The 19,058-nt window shown below is 56.9% G+C and carries 16 protein-coding genes; 4 read left to right on the top strand and 12 right to left on the bottom strand.

All coding sequences use genetic code 11. The features are described 5' to 3' along the window. Window position 1: 1 nt before the first annotated feature. The 4 genes from ACQQCD_RS03815 to pgl all read left to right on the top strand — a co-directional run bounded on the left by ACQQCD_RS03815 (window position 2) and on the right by pgl (window position 4,988). Window positions 2-1,618, top strand: coding sequence for a glucose-6-phosphate isomerase (locus ACQQCD_RS03815; RefSeq protein ID WP_430267079.1), 1,617 nt, complete (start codon window positions 2-4; stop codon window positions 1,616-1,618). 61 nt (window positions 1,619-1,679) lie between these two features. Continuing rightward, complete coding sequence (gene zwf / locus ACQQCD_RS03810; RefSeq protein WP_430267078.1) at window positions 1,680-3,242, top strand: glucose-6-phosphate dehydrogenase; 1,563 nt, start codon at window positions 1,680-1,682, stop codon at window positions 3,240-3,242. After that, the gene (locus ACQQCD_RS03805; RefSeq protein WP_430267077.1) at window positions 3,239-4,180 is read left to right on the top strand and encodes a glucose-6-phosphate dehydrogenase assembly protein OpcA; all 942 of its coding nucleotides are present in this window, start codon (window positions 3,239-3,241) and stop codon (window positions 4,178-4,180) included. Before zwf ends, ACQQCD_RS03805 begins: the two co-directional genes overlap by 4 nt. Next, entirely contained in the window at window positions 4,170-4,988 is an 819-nt protein-coding gene (gene pgl / locus ACQQCD_RS03800) for a 6-phosphogluconolactonase (RefSeq protein WP_430267076.1), read from the top strand. Before ACQQCD_RS03805 ends, pgl begins: the two co-directional genes overlap by 11 nt. Window positions 4,989-5,057: 69 nt before the next feature. Here pgl and secG read toward each other — a convergent pair whose 3' ends face one another. The 12 genes from secG to uvrA all read right to left on the bottom strand — a co-directional run bounded on the left by secG (window position 5,058) and on the right by uvrA (window position 19,025). Continuing rightward, window positions 5,058-5,312 carry a preprotein translocase subunit SecG gene (gene secG, locus ACQQCD_RS03795; protein ID WP_430267075.1) on the bottom strand — a complete coding sequence of 85 codons (255 nt, stop codon included), beginning with the start codon at window positions 5,310-5,312 and terminating at the stop codon, window positions 5,058-5,060. Window positions 5,313-5,357: 45 nt separating this feature from the next. After that, the gene (tpiA, locus tag ACQQCD_RS03790; protein WP_430267074.1) at window positions 5,358-6,173 is read right to left on the bottom strand and encodes a triose-phosphate isomerase; all 816 of its coding nucleotides are present in this window, start codon (window positions 6,171-6,173) and stop codon (window positions 5,358-5,360) included. Window positions 6,174-6,355: 182 nt separating this feature from the next. Further along, entirely contained in the window at window positions 6,356-7,591 is a 1,236-nt protein-coding gene (locus tag ACQQCD_RS03785) for a phosphoglycerate kinase (protein WP_430267073.1), read from the bottom strand. A 9-nt stretch (window positions 7,592-7,600) separates the two neighbouring features. Next, on the bottom strand, window positions 7,601-8,611 hold the full coding sequence (gap, locus tag ACQQCD_RS03780; RefSeq protein WP_430267072.1) for a type I glyceraldehyde-3-phosphate dehydrogenase: 1,011 nt from the start codon (window positions 8,609-8,611) through the stop codon (window positions 7,601-7,603). 276 nt (window positions 8,612-8,887) lie between these two features. After that, window positions 8,888-9,511, bottom strand: a complete 624-nt coding sequence (locus ACQQCD_RS03775) for a superoxide dismutase (RefSeq protein ID WP_430267071.1) — start codon at window positions 9,509-9,511, stop codon at window positions 8,888-8,890. 189 nt (window positions 9,512-9,700) lie between these two features. Further along, entirely contained in the window at window positions 9,701-10,681 is a 981-nt protein-coding gene (gene whiA / locus ACQQCD_RS03770; RefSeq protein WP_430267070.1) for a DNA-binding protein WhiA, read from the bottom strand. Window positions 10,682-10,690: 9 nt separating this feature from the next. Beyond that, a complete protein-coding gene (locus ACQQCD_RS03765) occupies window positions 10,691-11,710 on the bottom strand; it encodes a gluconeogenesis factor YvcK family protein (protein WP_430267069.1) in 1,020 nt (339 codons plus the stop codon). Then, the gene (gene rapZ, locus ACQQCD_RS03760) at window positions 11,710-12,633 is read right to left on the bottom strand and encodes an RNase adapter RapZ (protein ID WP_430267282.1); all 924 of its coding nucleotides are present in this window, start codon (window positions 12,631-12,633) and stop codon (window positions 11,710-11,712) included. The genes ACQQCD_RS03765 and rapZ overlap by 1 nt, the downstream gene beginning before the upstream one ends. 113 nt (window positions 12,634-12,746) lie before the next feature. Continuing rightward, window positions 12,747-14,717 (bottom strand): excinuclease ABC subunit UvrC, encoded by a 1,971-nt coding sequence (uvrC, locus tag ACQQCD_RS03755; RefSeq protein WP_430267068.1) that lies wholly within the window; start codon window positions 14,715-14,717, stop codon window positions 12,747-12,749. 2 nt (window positions 14,718-14,719) lie between these two features. Continuing rightward, complete coding sequence (locus ACQQCD_RS03750) at window positions 14,720-15,388, bottom strand: lysophospholipid acyltransferase family protein (RefSeq protein ID WP_430267067.1); 669 nt, start codon at window positions 15,386-15,388, stop codon at window positions 14,720-14,722. After that, window positions 15,375-16,091 (bottom strand): HAD hydrolase-like protein, encoded by a 717-nt coding sequence (locus ACQQCD_RS03745; protein ID WP_430267066.1) that lies wholly within the window; start codon window positions 16,089-16,091, stop codon window positions 15,375-15,377. Before ACQQCD_RS03745 ends, ACQQCD_RS03750 begins: the two co-directional genes overlap by 14 nt. A 39-nt stretch (window positions 16,092-16,130) precedes the next feature. After that, complete coding sequence (uvrA, locus tag ACQQCD_RS03740; protein WP_430267281.1) at window positions 16,131-19,025, bottom strand: excinuclease ABC subunit UvrA; 2,895 nt, start codon at window positions 19,023-19,025, stop codon at window positions 16,131-16,133. Window positions 19,026-19,058: the final 33 nt, after the last annotated feature.

The following is a 19,058-nucleotide window of genomic DNA, read 5'->3' as shown; positions in this document are numbered from 1 at the left end:
CATGAGCACAATCAGCTACGACGCCGCCGGCGCCGCTCTCGACGCGCAGAACCAACACGTACCAACCTTGGTTCAGGAAAAGATCGCAAGCAAGATTTTTGCTAAGGACGCCACCCTGTGGGGTCAAGATGCAGAATCAGAATCCGCCAAGCGACTGGGGTGGGTTGAAGCGCCTACCATTTCGGCCGCGCTGGTTCCCGAGATTTTGGCATTGCGCAGCGAGTTCGCTGCCGAGGGCGTCAACCATTTCGTGTTGTGCGGAATGGGTGGTTCGTCTTTGGCGCCCGAGGTAATGACGGCAACGGCCGGCGTCGAGCTGACTGTTCTTGATAGCACTGACCCGGAACAGGTCCAGGCGGCTATCCGCGACCGGCTTGAGAGCACCGCAATCGTGGTCTCATCGAAGTCTGGTTCAACGCTAGAAACCGATTCTCAGCGCAGGATTTTTGAGCAGGAATTCACCAAGGCTGGCATTGACGCGAAGTCTCGCGTTGTTGTGGTCACCGATCCCGGGTCTCCACTCGATGAGACTTCGCGGGCGGCTGGGTACCGGAAGGTATTCAACGCCGATCCCAACGTGGGTGGCCGATACTCGGCCCTGACCGCTTTTGGTCTGGTTCCCTCGGGCCTTGCCGGCGTTGATATTCAAGCGTTCCTTGACGAGGCAGAGGAAGCCGCGCAGGCTTTGCGGCAAGACTCTGCTGACAACGTTGGTTTGGCATTGGGTGCGGCTCTGGGTGGCACAAGCCCACTGCGCGACAAGATCGTGATCGTTGACAACGGTTCTGGAATTGTGGGCTTTGCCGATTGGGCAGAACAGTTGATTGCAGAATCAACCGGTAAGAGCGGCACAGGTCTGTTGCCTGTTGTTGCCGACGCATCCTCACCCGAACTGACATCTGGTGCAGGGGACGTTCTGGTAGCTCACTTGGTGGCTTCCGACTCTGAGCTCACGCTCACCGGTAACGAAGTCGCCATCGCTGGCGGCCTTCCTACCCAGATGATGGTGTGGGAATTCGCTACTGCTGTTGCTGGCCGGCTTTTGGGGATCAACCCCTTTGACCAGCCGGATGTCGAAGCGGCGAAGGCTGCTGCCCGCGGTTTGCTTGATGCACAGCCTGAGCCAGTTGCCGCTAACTTTGTGGATGGGGCCATTGAGGTTCGCGGAGGTGACTGGTTGGGTGAGTCCAGCACGGTTGCCCAGGCACTTGAAGCTACCTTGGGCCAGCTCGATGCCAATGGTTACTTGAGCGTCCAGGCCTACCTTGACCGAATTGCCTACCCTCAGCTGTCCGAGGTGCGCAATACGCTCGCAGCCACCACCGGACGTCCTGTGACGTTTGGCTGGGGCCCGCGTTTCTTGCACTCCACAGGTCAGTTCCACAAGGGTGGTCCCGCGATCGGTGTCTTTGTTCAAATCACAGCAGAGTCAACTGAGGACCTGGCTATTCCGGAGCGTCCGTTCACCTTTGGAGAGCTGATCTCCGCACAGGCTGCTGGCGATGCACAGGTTCTGGCCGACCACGGCCGCCCCGTGCTGCGTTTGCACTTGCGTGACCGTGCCGCCGGTGTACAGCAATTGCTGGACATCGTTGCAGCACTGGATTCATCTAAGTAATTTCGAGGGGCCGTCCCGGTGGGGCGGCCCCTCCCCTAATTAGTAAGGCTCCCAACACGTTATGCCACTCTCGGAGAACGGCAAGTGGTTCGGGGGTTCAGCGGCACGCAATCCATTGCGCGATCCGCGGGACCGTCGTCTCAACCGCATTGCCGGACCATCGTCCCTCGTCCTTTTCGGCGTTACCGGTGACCTAGCTCGTAAGAAGCTAATGCCGGCTGTTTATGATCTTGCCAATCGTGGTTTGTTGCCGCCCAGCTTTGCGTTGGTTGGTTTTGCGCGCAGGCAGTGGGAGAACGAGGATTTTGCCGCCGAAGTTAAAGAATCGGTGATGGCGCACTCGCGCACACCCTTTGACGAAACGGTGTGGGCACAGTTGTCTGAAGGTATTCGTTTTGTCCAGGGTGAATTCGATGACGACGAGGCTTTTGAACGCCTCAAGGACACCATCGCAGAACTCGACGAACAGCGCGGTACTCGCGGTAACCATGCGTTCTATCTCTCCATCCCGCCCAAGGCTTTTGAACTCGTGTGCAAGCAGTTGTCTGCACATGGTCTGGCCGCTGCAGAAGACGGCAAATGGCGCCGCGTTGTGATCGAGAAGCCTTTTGGCCACGATCTTGAATCTGCCCGGGCTTTGAACGACATTGTTGAGTCAGTGTTCCCGCCGGACTCGGTGTTCCGGATTGACCACTACTTGGGCAAGGAAACCGTTCAGAACATCCTCGCCTTGCGTTTTGCCAACCAGCTTTTTGAGCCGTTGTGGAACGCAAACTACGTTGATCACGTCCAAATCACCATGGCCGAAGACATTGGCACCGGTGGCCGGGCCGGATATTACGACGGCGTGGGTGCTGCCCGTGACGTCATTCAGAACCACTTGCTACAGCTTTTGGCCCTGACAGCCATGGAAGAACCCATCTCCTTTAACGCCGAAGACCTTCGCGCAGAAAAGGAAAAGGTACTCGCAGCTGTTAAGTTGCCTGAGGACTTGTCTCAGCACTCCGCACGCGGCCAGTTCGCCGGTGGCTTGCAGGGCGGGGAAGAAGTGCTTGGTTACCTTCAAGAAGAGGGTATCCCTGCTGACTCCACAACTGAGACCTTCGCTGCTATCCGTTTGGATATCAACACTCGCCGTTGGAACGGTGTGCCCTTCTACTTGCGTGCTGGCAAGCGTTTGGGCCGCCGCGTGACAGAAATCGCCGTTGTCTTTAAGCGTGCGCCTAACCTGCTGTTCCGTGACCACGGTGAAGACGATTTCGGTCAGAATGCCGTAGTGATTCGTGTGCAGCCTGACGAAGGTGCCACGATTCGTTTCGGTTCCAAGGTGCCGGGTACTCAGATGGAAGTCCGCGATGTCACCATGGACTTCGGCTACGGGCACTCCTTTACCGAATCCAGCCCGGAAGCTTACGAACGTCTGATTCTGGACGTTCTTTTGGGTGAGCCGCCGCTGTTCCCGCGTCACCAAGAAGTGGAATTGTCCTGGAAGATTTTGGACCCGTTTGAGGACTACTGGGCCAGCTTGGGTATTCAGCCTGAGCCTTACGCACCCGGCAGCTGGGGACCTGCCTCTGCTGATGAATTGTTGGCTCGCGATGGACGGAGCTGGAGAAGGCCATGATTGTAGATCTACCAAATACCACCACATCAAAAATCTCAAAGAAGATCATGTCCTTGCGCGAGCAAGGCGGTGTGATCGCTTTGGGTCGAGTAATGACTCTTGTGGTCATTACAAAGTCTGGGCTTGAAGAAGAAGCCATTGAAGCCGCTAACGACGCGAGCCGGGAACACCCTTGCCGCATCATTGTGATGGCTGACGCTGGTGCTGAAGCCGAGGACCGTCTTGATGCTCAGATCCGGGTTGGCGGTGACGCTGGTGCCTCTGAGGTGATTGTGTTGCGCGGCTACGGACGTCTGTCCCGCGAAAGCGAGTCTTTGGTTGCGGCCCTGTTACTGCCCGACGCACCGATTGTGGCCTGGTGGCCGCACGGAGCTCCGAAGAACGCAGGTGCAACGTCCATTGGGCGTATTGCCCATCGCCGCATAACCGACTCGGCCAATGAGCCCGAGCCGTTAGCAGCTTTGAGCAACATTTCTGAGACCTACCGTGCAGGTGACACAGACCTTGCCTGGACTCGTCTAACCAACTGGCGCATTCAGCTTGCAGCGGTTCTGGATCAAGTTGAAGAATCGCCCATCACTGCGATTACCGTTGAGGGTGCAAGCGATTCGCCCAGCACATTGTTGTTGGCTGCATGGTTGACGCTTGCGCTGAATGCACCGGTCACGATTGTGGCTGATCCTGCTGGTACAGGAATTCGGCGTGTACGTTTGAGTCGACCTGCCGGTGACGTACAGTTGTTCCGACCGGGTCTCAACGTTGCAGAACTGAGCCAGCCGGGCCAAGCCGTTCAGCGTATTTCGCTGCCGCGCCGAAGCCTGCGTGACTGTTTGGCAGAAGAACTGCGACGCCTGGACCCGGATGAAGTGTTCGGTGAGGTGATCACTTTGGGATTGCCACGGACTAACCAGAGGAGTGTCAAACCGAGTGAGCGTTGAGCCAAGAGTAAGTATTCATCCAAATTCCACAGTGCTGATGGCAGCAATCGCTGCACGTCTGATCACTAAACTGGTTGATGTCCAGGACAAATACGGTGAAGCTACTGTTGTCCTCACTGGTGGCACCGTGGGAATCGGCACCTTGCGTGCCGTGGCTGAATCGTCGGCAAGGCCGGCTGTGGACTGGTCAAAGGTCAATTTCTGGTGGGGCGACGAGCGTTTTGTGGCAGCTGACTCAGCTGACCGTAACGCTCGCCAAGCTCGTGAGGCTTTGCTGTCTCACATCGGTGTTGATGAGGCTCGTGTATTTGAACCTGGCTCAAGTGACGACTTTGACACAGCAGATGAAGCTGCAGCCGACTACTCAAGGCGTTTGGCCGAGGCCGCTGCTGCCGAGCATGCGCGTGACTACTCCGATGACCGTCCGGACGAGCCCGGCACGCTCCCCCGTTTTGACGTGCTGTTACTTGGTGTGGGGCCTGACGCCCACGTTGCTTCGTTGTTCCCTGAGATGGCGGGTATTCGCGAACGCGAGCGGACTGTTGTTGGGGTGGAGAATTCTCCCAAGCCCCCTGCTGGCCGTATTTCGTTGACCTTGCCGGCGATCAACAACGCACAGAACGTGTGGATGGTTGTAGCCGGTGAAGACAAGGCTGGAGCTGTTGGTTTAGCTCTTGCTGGCGCCAATCCATTCCAAGTACCAGCCGCTGGTCCCCGGGGCCATGCTCAGACTCTGTGGCTTATTGACGAAGCTGCTGCAGCTAAGGTGCCTGCTGCTCTTGTAAAAAAGGAACCATCGCACCACTAGAATGTTGTGAAAATAAAAGGGCGGTTGCCGGATGTTATCCGGCAACCGCCCTTTTAGTTTTGTCTAAATTTAGGCACCGTTGCCGTTGAAGCGCATCAGCAGACCGAGCCCTACGATGACTACGCCCCACGTAACACCCAAAACCACTGTAAAGCGGTTCAGGTTTTTCTCAGCAACGCCGGAAGAGCTCAGACCAGAGGACATACCGCCACCGAACATGTCCGACAAGCCACCACCGCGGCCTTTGTGAAGCAGGATGAGCAAGGTCAAGAGCAAGCTTGTGATGCCGAGCAAGATCTGAAGAATGATTTGAAGAACGTCCACGACGGCCTTTCAGCAGGAGTTGGGAACGGAAACCGTGCGTGAGACCTAGTTGGTCTGAACGTGGCTCTCGAACCTGACAATGTTAGCAAACTCAGCAGCATCGAGGCTCGCTCCGCCGACCAACACACCGTCAACATCCTCACCGCTGAGAATTGCGGCAACATTATTGGCCTTTACCGAACCACCGTAGAGCAGACGAGTCTTGGCGGCAACGTCTTCACCGAACAAGGTAGCCAACTCTGCACGGAGGGCTATGCACATTTCCTGAGCGTCCTCCGGGCCTGCAACCTCGCCAGTGCCGATAGCCCATACGGGCTCATAAGCCACAACGAGTTCACTCGCTTGCTCCGGGGTCAGCCCGTCAACGCCACCACGCAATTGTGCCAAGGTGTGTTCCACGTGAGTCCCTGCTTGGCGAATTTCCAAACCTTCACCAACGCACAGGACAGGAGTTACTTCATGGCGGAAGGCTGCCTTGACCTTGGCGTTGCACGTGGCATCGTCCTCGGCGTGAATGGTGCGTCGCTCACTGTGTCCTACCAGGACGTAGGAGCAACCGAGCTTTGACAAGAACTGACCGGAGATGTCACCGGTGTAGGCTCCTGAGTCCTCCGGGGAGAGGTCTTGGCCACCGTAAACAACCTTGAGCTCATCGCCCTGAACCAGGGTCTGTACTCCGCGCAGGTCAGTGAACGGCGGGAACACAGCAACTTCTGCACGGGAGTAATCGTGCTTGGCGTCGGACAGGGTCCAAGCCAACTTCTGCAACAAGGTGATGCCCTGGACGTGGTCCATGTTCATCTTCCAGTTGCCTGCGATCAGGGGCGTACGGTCAAAGTTACCGTTGGTGGACTTGGTCACTGCATCTCCATTACTGGGAATTGAACTGTGCGAATCAAGCTGTACAAAGCAGCCTGGGAAAATATATGAGTGGCCGCTTGGGCCACGTGGTTCAAGCGCTGCGCCGGAAAGCACTGGTGCTTCCCGGCGCAATGCCTAGAACCTGTGTGGACCGGGCCGGCTTTATCGGTCCAACACCACCGCTAGCGGTCCAGTACCGTCAGCCCTGGCAATTCCTTGCCTTCAAGGTACTCAAGACTTGCTCCACCACCGGTAGAGATGTGTCCGAACTGGCCGTCTTCAAACCCAAGGGTTCGAACTGCAGCAGCTGAATCGCCACCACCAACAACGGTGAAACCGCCCTTGGCGCTAAGTTCAGTCAGTGCCTGAGCAACGGCTTTGGTACCGCCAGCAAATGCTTCAAACTCGAACACACCCATGGGTCCGTTCCAGAACACCGTTTTGGCTTCACCAATCTGGCGAGCGAACTCGGCGGCAGACTGGGGACCGATGTCCAAGCCAATGCCCTTTGCCCCGAAGGAGCTGGACTCAATGGCGTCAGCGGCAACGGTCTCGTGGTCAGCGTCGGCAGCGAAGCCGGAAGCCACAATCACGTCAGTGGGAACCACAAACCGGCTTCCAGCAGCTTCGGCTCGCTTGAGGTATTCCTGGACCACTGGGATCTGGTCTTCTTCGAGCAGGCTAGAAGCAACCTTGTGACCGGATGCTGCCAAGAACGTAAAGAGCATGCCGCCACCGATAAGCAAGGTGTCCGCCTTGCCCAAGAGGTTGTCGATTACAGCAAGTTTGTCTGACACCTTTGAACCGCCCAGAACAACGACGTAGGGCCGCTCAGAGTCTTGGGTCAAACGCTTCAGAACATCTACCTCGGTCTTGACCAAGTCACCCTGGTAAGAGGGCAAAAGTGTTGCGACGTCGTAGACGCTAGCGTGCTTGCGGTGCACAGCGCCGAATGCGTCATCAACAAAGGCGCCGTTATCACCGGTCAGCGCACGGAGCTCGCCTGCGAAGGCGAGGCGATCGGCGTCGTCCTTGCTGGTTTCACGTGCATCAAATCGGACATTCTCGAGAACTAGCGCTTCACCGTCAGCTAAAGCAGCGGCGCCGGACTTAGCCGACTCCCCTACCGTGTCAGCAGCTAGAGAAACTGGGAAGCTTGCCAGCTCGGCCAGTCGATCCGCTGCAGGCTTGAGCGAGTACTTCTCCTCAGGGGCGCCCTTGGGGCGGCCCAAGTGAGCCGTAATCAAAACACGTGCGCCGGCGTCCGTGAGCTTCTGCAGTACCGGCAGGGAGGCCTTGATGCGGCCATCGTCAGTCACTGTAGAGCCGTCGAGCGGCACATTCAGGTCACTTCTGACCAGAATGTACCGCCCGCGGACACCTTCAGCGATGAGTTCGTTGAGGGTGTGAAATGTCATGAATCTACCCTAGCCCAGCTTGGATGCTACGAGCTCCGTGAGGTCAACGAGGCGGTTGGAGTAGCCCCACTCGTTGTCGTACCAGGAAACAACCTTAACCTGGTTGCCGATGACCTTGGTGAGGCCAGCGTCGAAGATCGAGGAAGCCGGGTCCGTAACGATGTCCGAGGAAACAATCGGGTCCTCGGTGTAGGTCAGGATGCCCTTGAGCTCAGCGGTCTCCGAAGCTGCCTTCAGAGCTGCGTTTACTTCCTCGACCGTGACTTCGCGAGAAAGGGTTGCCGTCAGGTCAGTTGCAGAACCGGTGGGGACGGGAACGCGAATGGCGAAACCATCAAGCTTGCCCTTGAGCTCCGGAAGAACCAGACCAATAGCCTTGGCCGCACCAGTGGAGGTGGGAACCATGTTGATGGCTGCGGCGCGTGCACGGCGCAGGTCCTTATGCGGGCCATCCTGGAGGTTCTGATCGGCGGTGTAGGCGTGGATTGTGGTCATCAGACCACGTTCGATGCCAAATGCGTCATTGAGTGCCTTGGCCAACGGGCCCAGGCAGTTGGTGGTGCAAGAAGCGTTGGAAATGATGTTGTGAGCAGCGTTGTCGTACAAGCCGTCATTGACACCCATCACGATGGTGATGTCCTCATCGCTGGCCGGAGCCGAGATCAGGACCTTCTTTGCGCCAGCGTTGATGTGCTTCTGAGCGTCAGCAGCCTTGGTGAAGAAGCCAGTGGACTCAACCACGATGTCTACACCCAGCTCGCCCCAAGGCAAGTTTGCGGGATCGCGCTCTGCCAAGACCTTGATGGTCTTGCCGTCTACAACAAGTGCACCATCCTTAACCTCAACGGTGGCAGCCAAGCGACCGGTTACGGAGTCGTACTTGAGCAAGTGAGCCAAAGTCTCGGGATCGGTAAGGTCATTCACCGCCACGATTTCGATGTCAGCGCCCTGCGCCAGTGCCGCGCGGAAGTAGTTGCGGCCGATGCGGCCGAAGCCGTTAATACCAATACGGGTCGTCACTTTTGAATCTCCTCGGTGCTATACAGCACGCCTAGATGAGTCGGAATATGGCGTCCGACTTACAGATCCCGCACGCCATTGGGCAGAGATTATTACCGTTCTGGAATTCAGCCAGCCACATTCTGAAGGCCTGCTGTCTTCCGTGATCCATCTTACGTTCAAGAACGCCTGCCCCGGCAAGTGCCGGGGCAGGCGTTTCAAAAATTGGGCTTCAATGACTCTTAGTGTGACGAATGTTACGTTGCCGTTTCGTCCAAATCACCGGTGCCCTTGGTGCTACAGGACGATGAGGCCCGTTGCGTTGTTGCGTGCAGCGTCGAAGCGCTTTGCCACATCGGCCCAGTTGGCGATGTTCCAGAATGCCTTGACGTAGTCAGCCTTGACGTTGACGTAGTCCAAGTAGAAGGCGTGCTCCCACATGTCCAACATCAGCAGCGGGGTGGTGCCAACGGCAACATTGCCCTGCTGATCGTAGAGCTGCTCGATGACCAGGTTGCCGCCGATTGGCTCGTAAGCCAAGAATGCCCAGCCGGAACCCTGCAGGCCAAGGGCTGCTGCGGTGAACTGTGTGCGGAAAGCATCGAAGGAGCCGAAAGCATCGTCGATGGCAGCTGCGAGCTCACCCTCAGGCTTGTCGCCACCATCCGGGGAGATGTTGTTCCAGAAAACGGAGTGGTTGATGTGACCACCGGTGTGGAAAGCAAGGTCCTTGGAAAGGCGGTTGATGTTCGCGAAGTCGTTCTTCTCGCGAGCCTCAGCCAACTGTGCCAGTGCATTGTTTGCGCCAGTTACATACGCCTGGTGGTGCTTGCTGTGGTGCAGTTCCATAATGCGAGCCGAGATGTTCGGCTCCAAAGCTGCATAATCGTAGGTGAGTTCTGGCAGTACGTATTCAGTCACGTAATCCTCCAATGTCTGGGACCATCGGGTCCTATTGATAACTCTCGGATTGTTCATCCACCAGCTCTCACCAGCGGAAACCTTTGTGGTGCCATCGCCATCGCATTCTCAACGCGATTTCACCAACTAATTCTCATAACCAGTAGTAGGCCTTGGTTATTTCCTTACCCTTTGATCCTAGGCACAAAGTTATTCATCTAGCATGTCTGCCGTCACACTTGCTTCGGTGCTCGGGATTCCCATATCAGCGGCGCGCTTGTCTGCCATCGCCAAAAGGCGCCGGATCCGGCCTGCGATAGCGTCCTTGGTCATGGGCGGGTCAGCAAGTCTGCCTAGTTCATCTAAGCTCGCTTGCTTGTGAGCCACCCGTAAGGCACCTGCATATTTCAGGTGATCAGGCACGTCGTCTCCCAGGATTTCTAGAGCACGTTCCACGCGGGCACCTGCCGCCACCGCTGCCTGAGCCGAGCGCCGAAGGTTTGCGTCGTCAAAATTAGCCAGCCGGTTTGCCGTTGCGCGAACTTCCTTGCGCATACGGCGCTCTTCCCAGACCATCAGTGCATCGTGTGCGCCCATTCGCACCAGGAGTGCAGCAATGGTGTCGCCGTCCCTGATCACTACCCGGTCCACACCGCGAACCTCGCGAGCCTTGGCCGCAATGTCTAGCCGGCGGGCGGCTCCTACAAGAGCCAGCGCCGCTTCCGGGCCGGGGCACGTTACTTCAAGGGCTGAAGAACGGCCAGGTTCTGTGAGCGATCCGTGCGCCAAAAACGCACCCCGCCACACTGCTTCAGCGTCTGCTGCGGAACCATTAACCACCACGGATGGCAGGCCACGGACGGGGCGGCCTCGCGAATCCAGCAATCCCGTCTGGCGGGCAAGAGCTTCGCCGTCGCGCACTACCCGGACCACGTAACGGTTGCCTCTGCGCAGGGCACCGCCGGAAACCACAATGATCTCGCTTTGGTGACCGTACACTTCGGCGATTGCCGCCCGTAGACGCCGGGCGGTGGACGCTAGATCCACTTCAGCCTCAATAACAATCCGGCCGGAGATGATATGCAGTCCCCCGGCAAAGCGGAGCATTGCCGAAACTTCAGCCTTACGTACCGAAGACTTCTTGACGTCGAGGCGGGACAGTTCTTCCTTGACGGATGCTGTTAATGCCATGGCATATTCCTAACTGTTCCCAAAGATGTCGTGATAGGCGGCGGCCAATCGCAATGGATCGTGCACAGGCCGCCCGTGCGAGCCACCTACTTTACCGAAGACCACCTCTGCCCCGAGCATTGCTGCCACTGCCTCAAAGTCTCCGCGGTCGCTCACGGCATTGGGATCGGCCAGAATCACGTCAAAACTCAGCTCGGGTGCATAGCGCTGAATAACCCGCAAGTGATCAGTCGCATTCATGCCTGAGGTTTCTTTGGTGTCCACGGCCAAATTCATGGTTAAGCAACGGCGAGCCGGGGTGTCAGCAAGAGCTTGGCGCATTTCTGGGAGCAAAAGGTGAGGCAACACTGAGGTGTACCAGGACCCCGGCCCGAGAACTACCCAGTCAGCTAGCTCAATAGCGCTGAGCGCCTCGTTACAGGCTGGTGCTGCTTCTGGAACGAGCCGCACATTTTCCAAGCGGCCAGCAACAGCGCACTTGGCCTGACCAACGATCGTGGTGAGGGTTTCGGTACCGTCCTCGGATGCCCTGAGGATGTCGCCCTCGATCGTCAGCGGCACACTGGCCATCGGCAGTACTTGTCCTCGGGCACCCAGGAGGGCGCCAGCCCATTTGAGGCCAGCAACTGTGTCACCGAGCAGTTCCCAGAGGGTAACAATGAGCAAGTTGCCCATAGCGTGGTTGTCCAGAGAACTAGGGACGCCGTTTTTGGTTGCGAATCGGTGTTGCATCACGTCGCGCCAAGTCCGGCCCCAGTCGGTGTCGTCGCATAATGCGGCCAATGCCATCCGCAGGTCGCCGGGAGGCAATACGTCGAGTTCCTCTCGCAGCTTGCCGGAGGACCCGCCGTCGTCCGCTACCGTGACGATAGCCGTCAGCTGGGAGGTCAGCAAACGTAAAGCGGACAGCGAGGCGGACAAGCCGTGACCGCCACCCAATGCCACCACCGCTGGTCCCTTGTCCTGTGAACCGCCCCGTAGTGTGCCTGCCGCCGGGATCAGGGGCAACGGTCCGGTAAACATACTCACTATTCGCGTCCCAAATCGCGGTGCCCCGTCGTCACAGTGACGCGCGGAAGTTGCGCAAGGCGCTTAGAAAGTTCGACGGCGACGGCCACCGAACGGTGTTTGCCACCTGTGCAGCCAACGGCAATGGTGGCGTAATGCTTGTTTTCGCGCCGGTACCCGTCTAGTACCGGCTCAAGCGCATGAACGTAGCGCTCAATGAAGTCAGATGCTCCAGCCGCTTGAAGGACAAAGTCGCTGACGTCTTGGTCCAAACCGGTGTGCGGGCGCAGCTGCGGGACCCAGTGGGGGTTAGGGATAAAACGAACGTCCGCAACATAGTTTGCGTCTACTGGTAAGCCGTATTTAAAACCGAAACTCATCACGTTGAGGCGTAAAGCTACGGGGCCAGTTTCGGCAAAAAGCTCCGTAACGGCTGTAGCTAGGCCGTGGACGTTAAGATCGCTGGTGTCCAAAACCAAATCTGCGTTGGCTTTGATTTCCTGCAGCTGTTCACGTTCAGCAGCGATGCCATCGAGAATGCGGCCACCACCTTGGAGCGGGTGTGGCCGGCGCCCCTGTTCAAAGCGCCGGACCAAAACATCGTCTGACGCATCCAAAAACAGCACCCGGTAGTGAATGCCACTAGCTGCGAGTGTTCCCAGGGCATCTCGGATGGTGACGTCAAGACCCTTGGACCGAACGTCCACCACGGCGGCCAAGCGCGGAATAGAGGTGGGAGCGTGGGAGACGATCTCGGCGAGAGTTCCCAGCATTTGTGGCGGCAAGTTATCCACCACGTACCAGCCATGATCTTCAAGCGCGTCGGAGGTAGTGCTGCGGCCAGCTCCGGACATACCGGTAATCACCAGGAGCTCGGCTTCGGCGGGCTTAACGGGCGTCAGCCCGTCTTTTTGTCCCCCGGTACTTGCAGTCGACTCTGCCATTACGTCAGTTCCGTCCTCTTGACTCATTTAGTCCCCGAACGGGACAGTACAACAAAGCTTTGATGAAACCTGGACCTCGGACAAACACGCATCCCCGATTGTCTCTACCCTAGCTAAGAATCAATGATTTCGCCGGTTGTCATATTTACCGCAGGCGCTTGTTCCTCTGCGGTCTCCGCATGCAAATGCTGGTCAATGACCTTCGCGAGCGAGGGCCCAATTCCGGGAACACTGAGTAAATCATCAAAAGAGGCCTTACGAATCATTTTGACCGAACCGAAGTGCTTCAAAAGTGCTTTGCGCTTGGTCTCCCCTAGGCCAGGAATTGAATCCAAAACTGAAGCTGTCATGGCCTTGCCACGCTTTTGACGATGGAACGTAATAGCAAAGCGGTGGGCCTCATCACGGATGCGTTGCAGCAAGTACAGGCCCTGTGAAGCGCGGGGCAAAATGACCGGGAAGTCTGAATCTGGCAGCCAGACTTCCTCTAGACGTTTAGCCAGACCAACTACGTAGACATCGTCAATACCCAGTTCCGCGAGGGCTCTGGCCGCCGCATTCACCTGGGGCTGTCCACCGTCCACCACCACAAGGTTAGGCGGGTACGCGAACTTGGATCTAGCCGGGGCCGGTGCATCGTCGTCGATCTCGCCAGAGACAGGGGATTCAGCCGGAAGCGCAGTTTTGTCTGCAAGGTAGTGCTTAAAACGGCGGGTGAGAACATCATGCATAGCTGCCGTGTCATCTACTGCGGCGGCGCCGGTGATGGAGAACTTCCGGTAGTCGGACTTCTTGGGGATGCCGTCCTCAACCACCACCATCGATGCAACTACGTTGGTGCCCTGGACGTGGGAAATGTCGTAGCACTCGATCCGCAAAAGAGCTACGGGCAAATCTAAAGCCTCTTGGAGCTCTTGCAGGGCCAAGGAGCGGGTGGTGATATCCCCCGCACGCCGGCTCTTGTGTAGCCGCAGCGATTGTTCGGCGTTTTCCTTGACCGTCCCCATCAAAGCTGCCTTGTCTCCACGCTGCGGGACACGAATCTCAACGCGGGACCCTCGCAGGCCGGAGAGCCAGCCAGTGAGTTCTTCCATGTTGCTCGGTTCCAAGGGAACCAACACTTCGCGAGGGATACGGTCTTGATTGCCGCCTTCCTCGCCGTAAACCTGCTGAAGTAGGTGCTCGATGAGTTGGGCCGGGGTGGCATCTTCAACTTTTTCCACCACCCATCCGCGTTGGGCACGAATACGGCCACCACGAATATTGAAGACCTGAACGGCGGCTTCAAGTTCGTCGTCGTGGAAAGCAAAAACATCAGCATTGGTGTCATCGTTGAGGACCACAGCGTTACGTTCAAAGACCTTGCGTAATGCTGCAATGTCATCGCGGATGCGTGCCGCGTATTCGTAGTCGAGTTCGGCTACTGCGGCTTTCATCTGTTTCTCTAGCCGCGTGATGAATTGTTTGGCTTCACCGCCCATAAAGGAACAAAAGTCTTCGGCCAGCTGACGATGTTCGGCTTCGCTGACTCGGCCTACACACGGCGCTGCGCACTTGTCGATGTAACCCAATAAGCAGGGGCGGCCGCTTGCCTCGGCACGCCTGAGAACGCCAGCACTACAACTGCGCACTGGAAAAACGCGCAGTACGGTGTCCATGGTCTCGCGGATTGCTCCGGCCGTGTATGGACCAAAGTAGCGGGTGCCTTTCCGGCGCTCGCCGCGCATCACTTGAACGCGCGGAAACTTCTCCCCCATGGTCACGGCCAAGTACGGATAAGTTTTGTCGTCCCGGAAAACCACGTTAAAGCGGGGCTTAAATTCTTTGATCCAGGTGTACTCGAGCTGCAGTGACTCGAGCTCGCTGCCAACCACTGTCCATTCAACGCTCGAAGCGGCATGAACCATGGCATAGGTCTTTGGGGTCAGCCCAGCCGGATTGGCGAAGTATGAATTCAACCGCGACCGCAGCGACTTCGCCTTGCCTACGTAGATGACCCTGCCTTGCGGGTCACGGAAGCGGTAAACGCCCGGACCGGTGGGGATTTCGCCGGTCTTGGGACGATACGACGCCGGATCAGCCACCGCTAGTCGACGACCTTCGACTGGTTATACGAGGTAGACCGTTCCTGACCGGAAAGCTCAGCGATGGCATCCATAATCTCGTCAGTGACTTTACGGCGCGCCGGTAGCGAATGGTCAGGGCCAGTCTTGTCAAAGTACAGGGGCTCGCCCACCTTCATGGTGAAGTGATGAGGCTTAAAGCCTTTCTCGCCGGCCGGCTGCAAGCCTTCGGTGCCAATAAGTCCTACCGGAATCACCGGTGCGCCTGTGGTCAAGGCAAGCCAGCCCACACCGGTTCGGCCGCGGTAGAGAATCCCGTCCCGGGAACGAGTTCCCTCCGGGTAGATGCCAATACCTTTACCGGCGTCGAGAATGTCCAACAGCGTTTTGAGCGCCTGTACGCTCGCCGCCTGCTCGCCACGCTCCACGGGGATGGAACCAACGGATTCAAAAAAAGACTTCATGATTTTGCCCTTGACGCCACCAGTAGTGAAGTACTCCGCCTTGGCAAAAAAAGCTACGGAACGGGGCATAAGAGCCTGAACGATGACGCTGTCAAAGAATGAGAGGTGGTTGGGGGCCACAATAAAGGGACCGTCCGTGGGTACGTTTTCAAGTCCAATTACAGTGGGGCGGCATGTAGTGGCGATCAGTCCACGTGTGGTCCAGCGAACTGCATCAAATAGCGCCATTAGTACTTACCTCGCTCAGAGTCGCCCGATAAACGGCGTCTAGTTCTTCAATTTTCATCCGGAGTTCTTCAGCGGTGGAAACCACGGCCGATACCCCTGCTTCCTCGAGCTCACCTTCTGGGGCGAAGCCCCAACGAACCCCAATACAATCCAGCCCGTTGGCCGAGGCCCCCGCAACGTCCTGGTAGCGGTCTCCCACCATCACCGCCGCAGAGGATTCTAACTCTGCAAGGGCAGCACGCACGATCTCTGCTTTGCCGGGTGCCGAATTTGCGGATGCAGACTCATCGTCTGAGGAGCCCCGAATGGCAAGGAAATATTTGTCAATCCCATGATGCTCCAGCACAAGGTGTGCCATCGTCTGCGGCTTCTGCGTGGCCACAGCAACTTTCCGTCCGGACGCCGAAAGTACTTCCAAGAGTTCACGGACGCCGGGATACACCTTGCTCTGCGCAATGCCCGTGGAGCGATATTTGGCCCGGTACCGGAGAATCACTTCATTAATAAGATCCTTAGGAACAAGGGCTATGGTCTCCAAGGCGTCACTGAGCTTGGGACCAACCATTGCGTCCAACTGAGGCTGATCAGGCACCGGTAAACCCAATGACGCTAGCGCTGAGGAGATCCCACCCGTTATACCTCCGGCGGGGTCCACAAGAGTGCCATCAAGATCGAAAATTACGGGCACCATTGTTTCAGTCACCGGGTTAGTTTCTCACGAGCTCACCATCGGCTGAAACTTTTAGGACAGCACTTCAGCCAAGAAGTGCCCCGTAAAGCTCTCCTGGGACTTAGCAACTTGCTCAGGTGTTCCGGTGGCGATGATCCGGCCACCGCCGGAGCCACCGTTCGGGCCCAAGTCCACAATCCAGTCTGCACTTTTAATGACGTCAAGATTGTGCTCGATGGTGATCACCGTGTTGCCTTTATCAACCAGGCCCTGCAACACCAGCAGCAACTTACGAATATCCTCAAAGTGCAGGCCAGTGGTGGGCTCGTCCAAGACATAAATACTGCGCCCATTCGAACGCTTTTGAAGTTCAGCCGCAAGTTTCACGCGCTGTGCTTCACCACCAGAAAGCGTGGTTGCAGGTTGGCCCAAGCGGACATAACCCAAGCCCACATCAACCAGCGTTTTGAGGTGCCGGGCAATCGGAGTAAATGCGGCGAAGAACTCAGCACCTTCTTCGATGGGCATGTTCAACACATCAGCAATCGACTTGCCCTTGTAAAGGACTTCAAGTGTCTCGCGGTTGTAGCGAGCGCCGTGGCAGACCTCGCAAGGAACATAAACATCCGGAAGGAAGTTCATTTCGATCTTGAGGGTTCCATCGCCCGAACATGCTTCGCAGCGCCCGCCCTTGACGTTGAAGGAGAAGCGGCCGGGCAAATACCCGCGCACTTTAGATTCGTTCGTTTCAGCGAACAACTTACGAATGTTGTCAAAAACACCCGTATAGGTTGCCGGGTTAGAGCGCGGTGTGCGTCCAATGGGGCTTTGATCAACGTGAACCACTTTGTCCAAGTGCTCCAAGCCTTCAATGGAACGGTGACGACCAGCCACCTGCCGGGCTCCGTTGAGTTTGTTAGCCAGAACCTTGTAGAGAATCTCGTTGACCAAGGTGGACTTACCCGAGCCGCTGACACCAGTAACGGCTGTCAACAATCCCAAGGGGAAGGCCGCGTCAACGTTGTTCAGGTTATTCTCGCGAGCCCCAATGACCTTGAGCTCACGCTTTTTGTCATACTTACGCCGCTTTTTAGGAGTTTCAATACTCTTACGGCCGGAAAGGTAATCACCGGTCAAGGAACCCGTATTGGCCAACAGATCCTGGTAAGTGCCCGAGTGCACCACCACACCGCCGTGTTCGCCAGCGCCGGGTCCAATGTCAACAACCCAGTCAGCTTCATGGATGGTGTCTTCGTCGTGCTCAACCACAATTAAAGTGTTGCCGAGGTCCCGCAAACGAGTGAGTGTTTCGATCAGTCGGCGGTTATCCCGCTGGTGCAGTCCAATAGACGGCTCATCCAAAACATACAAAACACCAACCAAGCCGGAACCGATTTGGGTTGCTAGCCGGATACGCTGTGCTTCGCCTCCAGACAATGTCCCGGAAGGACGCTCGAGGTTCAAGTAGTCCAAACCAACGTCCAGCAAAAAACGCAGCCGTGCTTGGATTTCTTTGAGTACTTGGTTGGCGATCTGCGCCTCACGCCCGGTCAGGACCAAAGTGTCTAAAAAGTGCGAGCACTCACGCATGGGCATCGCAGCAACTTCTGCGATCGACTTTCCGTTAATCAGGACAGACAAAGATGCCGGGTTCAACCGGGCACCACCACATGCTGGGCAAGGAATCTGTCGCATGTACTCTTCGTAACGGTCCCGTGCTGTGTCCGATTCCGTTTCACCGTGTTTGCGGTGGACGTACTCGATTACGCCTTCAAACCCGGTGCTGTACTTACGTTCACGGCCAAAGCGGTTGCGGTATTGAACAACTACTTTGTGATCTTTACCGTGCAGCACGGTCTTGCGGACTTCCGCTGGAAGCTTCTCCCACGCAATGTCCATGGAGAAGCCGAGCTCGTCAGCCAAGCCTTCAAGCAGACGGTTCCAGTACTCCTGTGTGGCAGCCCCGAGCGACCAAGGAGCCACCGCGCCATCCGCCAGTGATAGACCGGGGTTGGGAATAATCAGTTCCTCGTCAACCTCAAGCTTGGTGCCGATACCGCTGCACTCAGAGCAAGCGCCAAAGGGATTGTTAAAGGAGAAGGAGCGCGGCTCGATCTCATCGATCGCCAGAGGATGTTCGTTGGGGCACGCCAAGTTCTCCGAGAATGCCCGAACCCGATCAGGATCATCTGCCTCTAAGTCAACAAATTCAGCGAGCACACGGCCCTCCGCCAAGCCCAGTGCAGTTTCAACCGAATCTGTAAGCCGCTGACTGATGCCTTCTTTTACCACCAAACGGTCCACCACTACTTCGATGGTGTGCTTAAACTGCTTGCCAAGTTTCGGTGGCTCGGACAGTTGGATCAATTCACCATCAACCCGGGCCCGTGAATACCCCTTGGCCGTGAGTTCCTTAAAGAGATCCACAAATTCGCCCTTGCGAGCACGAACAACCGGTGCCAAAACTTGGAACCGTGTCCCTTCTTTAAGCTCAAGGAGCTGATCCACAATCTGTTGCGGAGTTTGCTTGATAACCGGTTCGCCACAGACTGGGCAGTGTGGGCGACCTACACGCGCCCAGAGAAGCCGCATGTAGTCATAAATTTCGGTAATGGTTCCCACCGTGGAACGAGGGTTTTTGCTCGTGGATTTCTGGTCAATAGAAACGGCCGGTGAAAGACCTTCAATGAAGTCCACGTCCGGTTTGTCTACTTGGCCCAAAAACTGGCGGGCATAGGCCGAAAGCGATTCGACGTAGCGTCGCTGCCCCTCAGCGAAGATGGTGTCGAACGCGAGGGAGGATTTACCTGATCCGGACAAGCCGGTGAAGACAATCATGGCGTCACGGGGCAAATCTAGGTCAACGTTGCGCAGGTTATGTTCCCGCGCCCCCTTGACAACCAACCGTGAGAGATCCGGCTTTCCCGCAGGGTGCGGCAGGTCGGCGGCGAGTTCTGTGGCGGTCAAGGACTGGGCTGCTTTATCCGAAGAGACATTAGG

The organism is Pseudarthrobacter sp. J1763 (assembly GCF_050490295.1).
In the GTDB taxonomy this organism is placed as follows: domain Bacteria; phylum Actinomycetota; class Actinomycetes; order Actinomycetales; family Micrococcaceae; genus JBNPEO01.
Note: the sequence above shows the minus strand (reverse complement) of the source record. Positions and strands in the feature narration are given on the sequence as shown.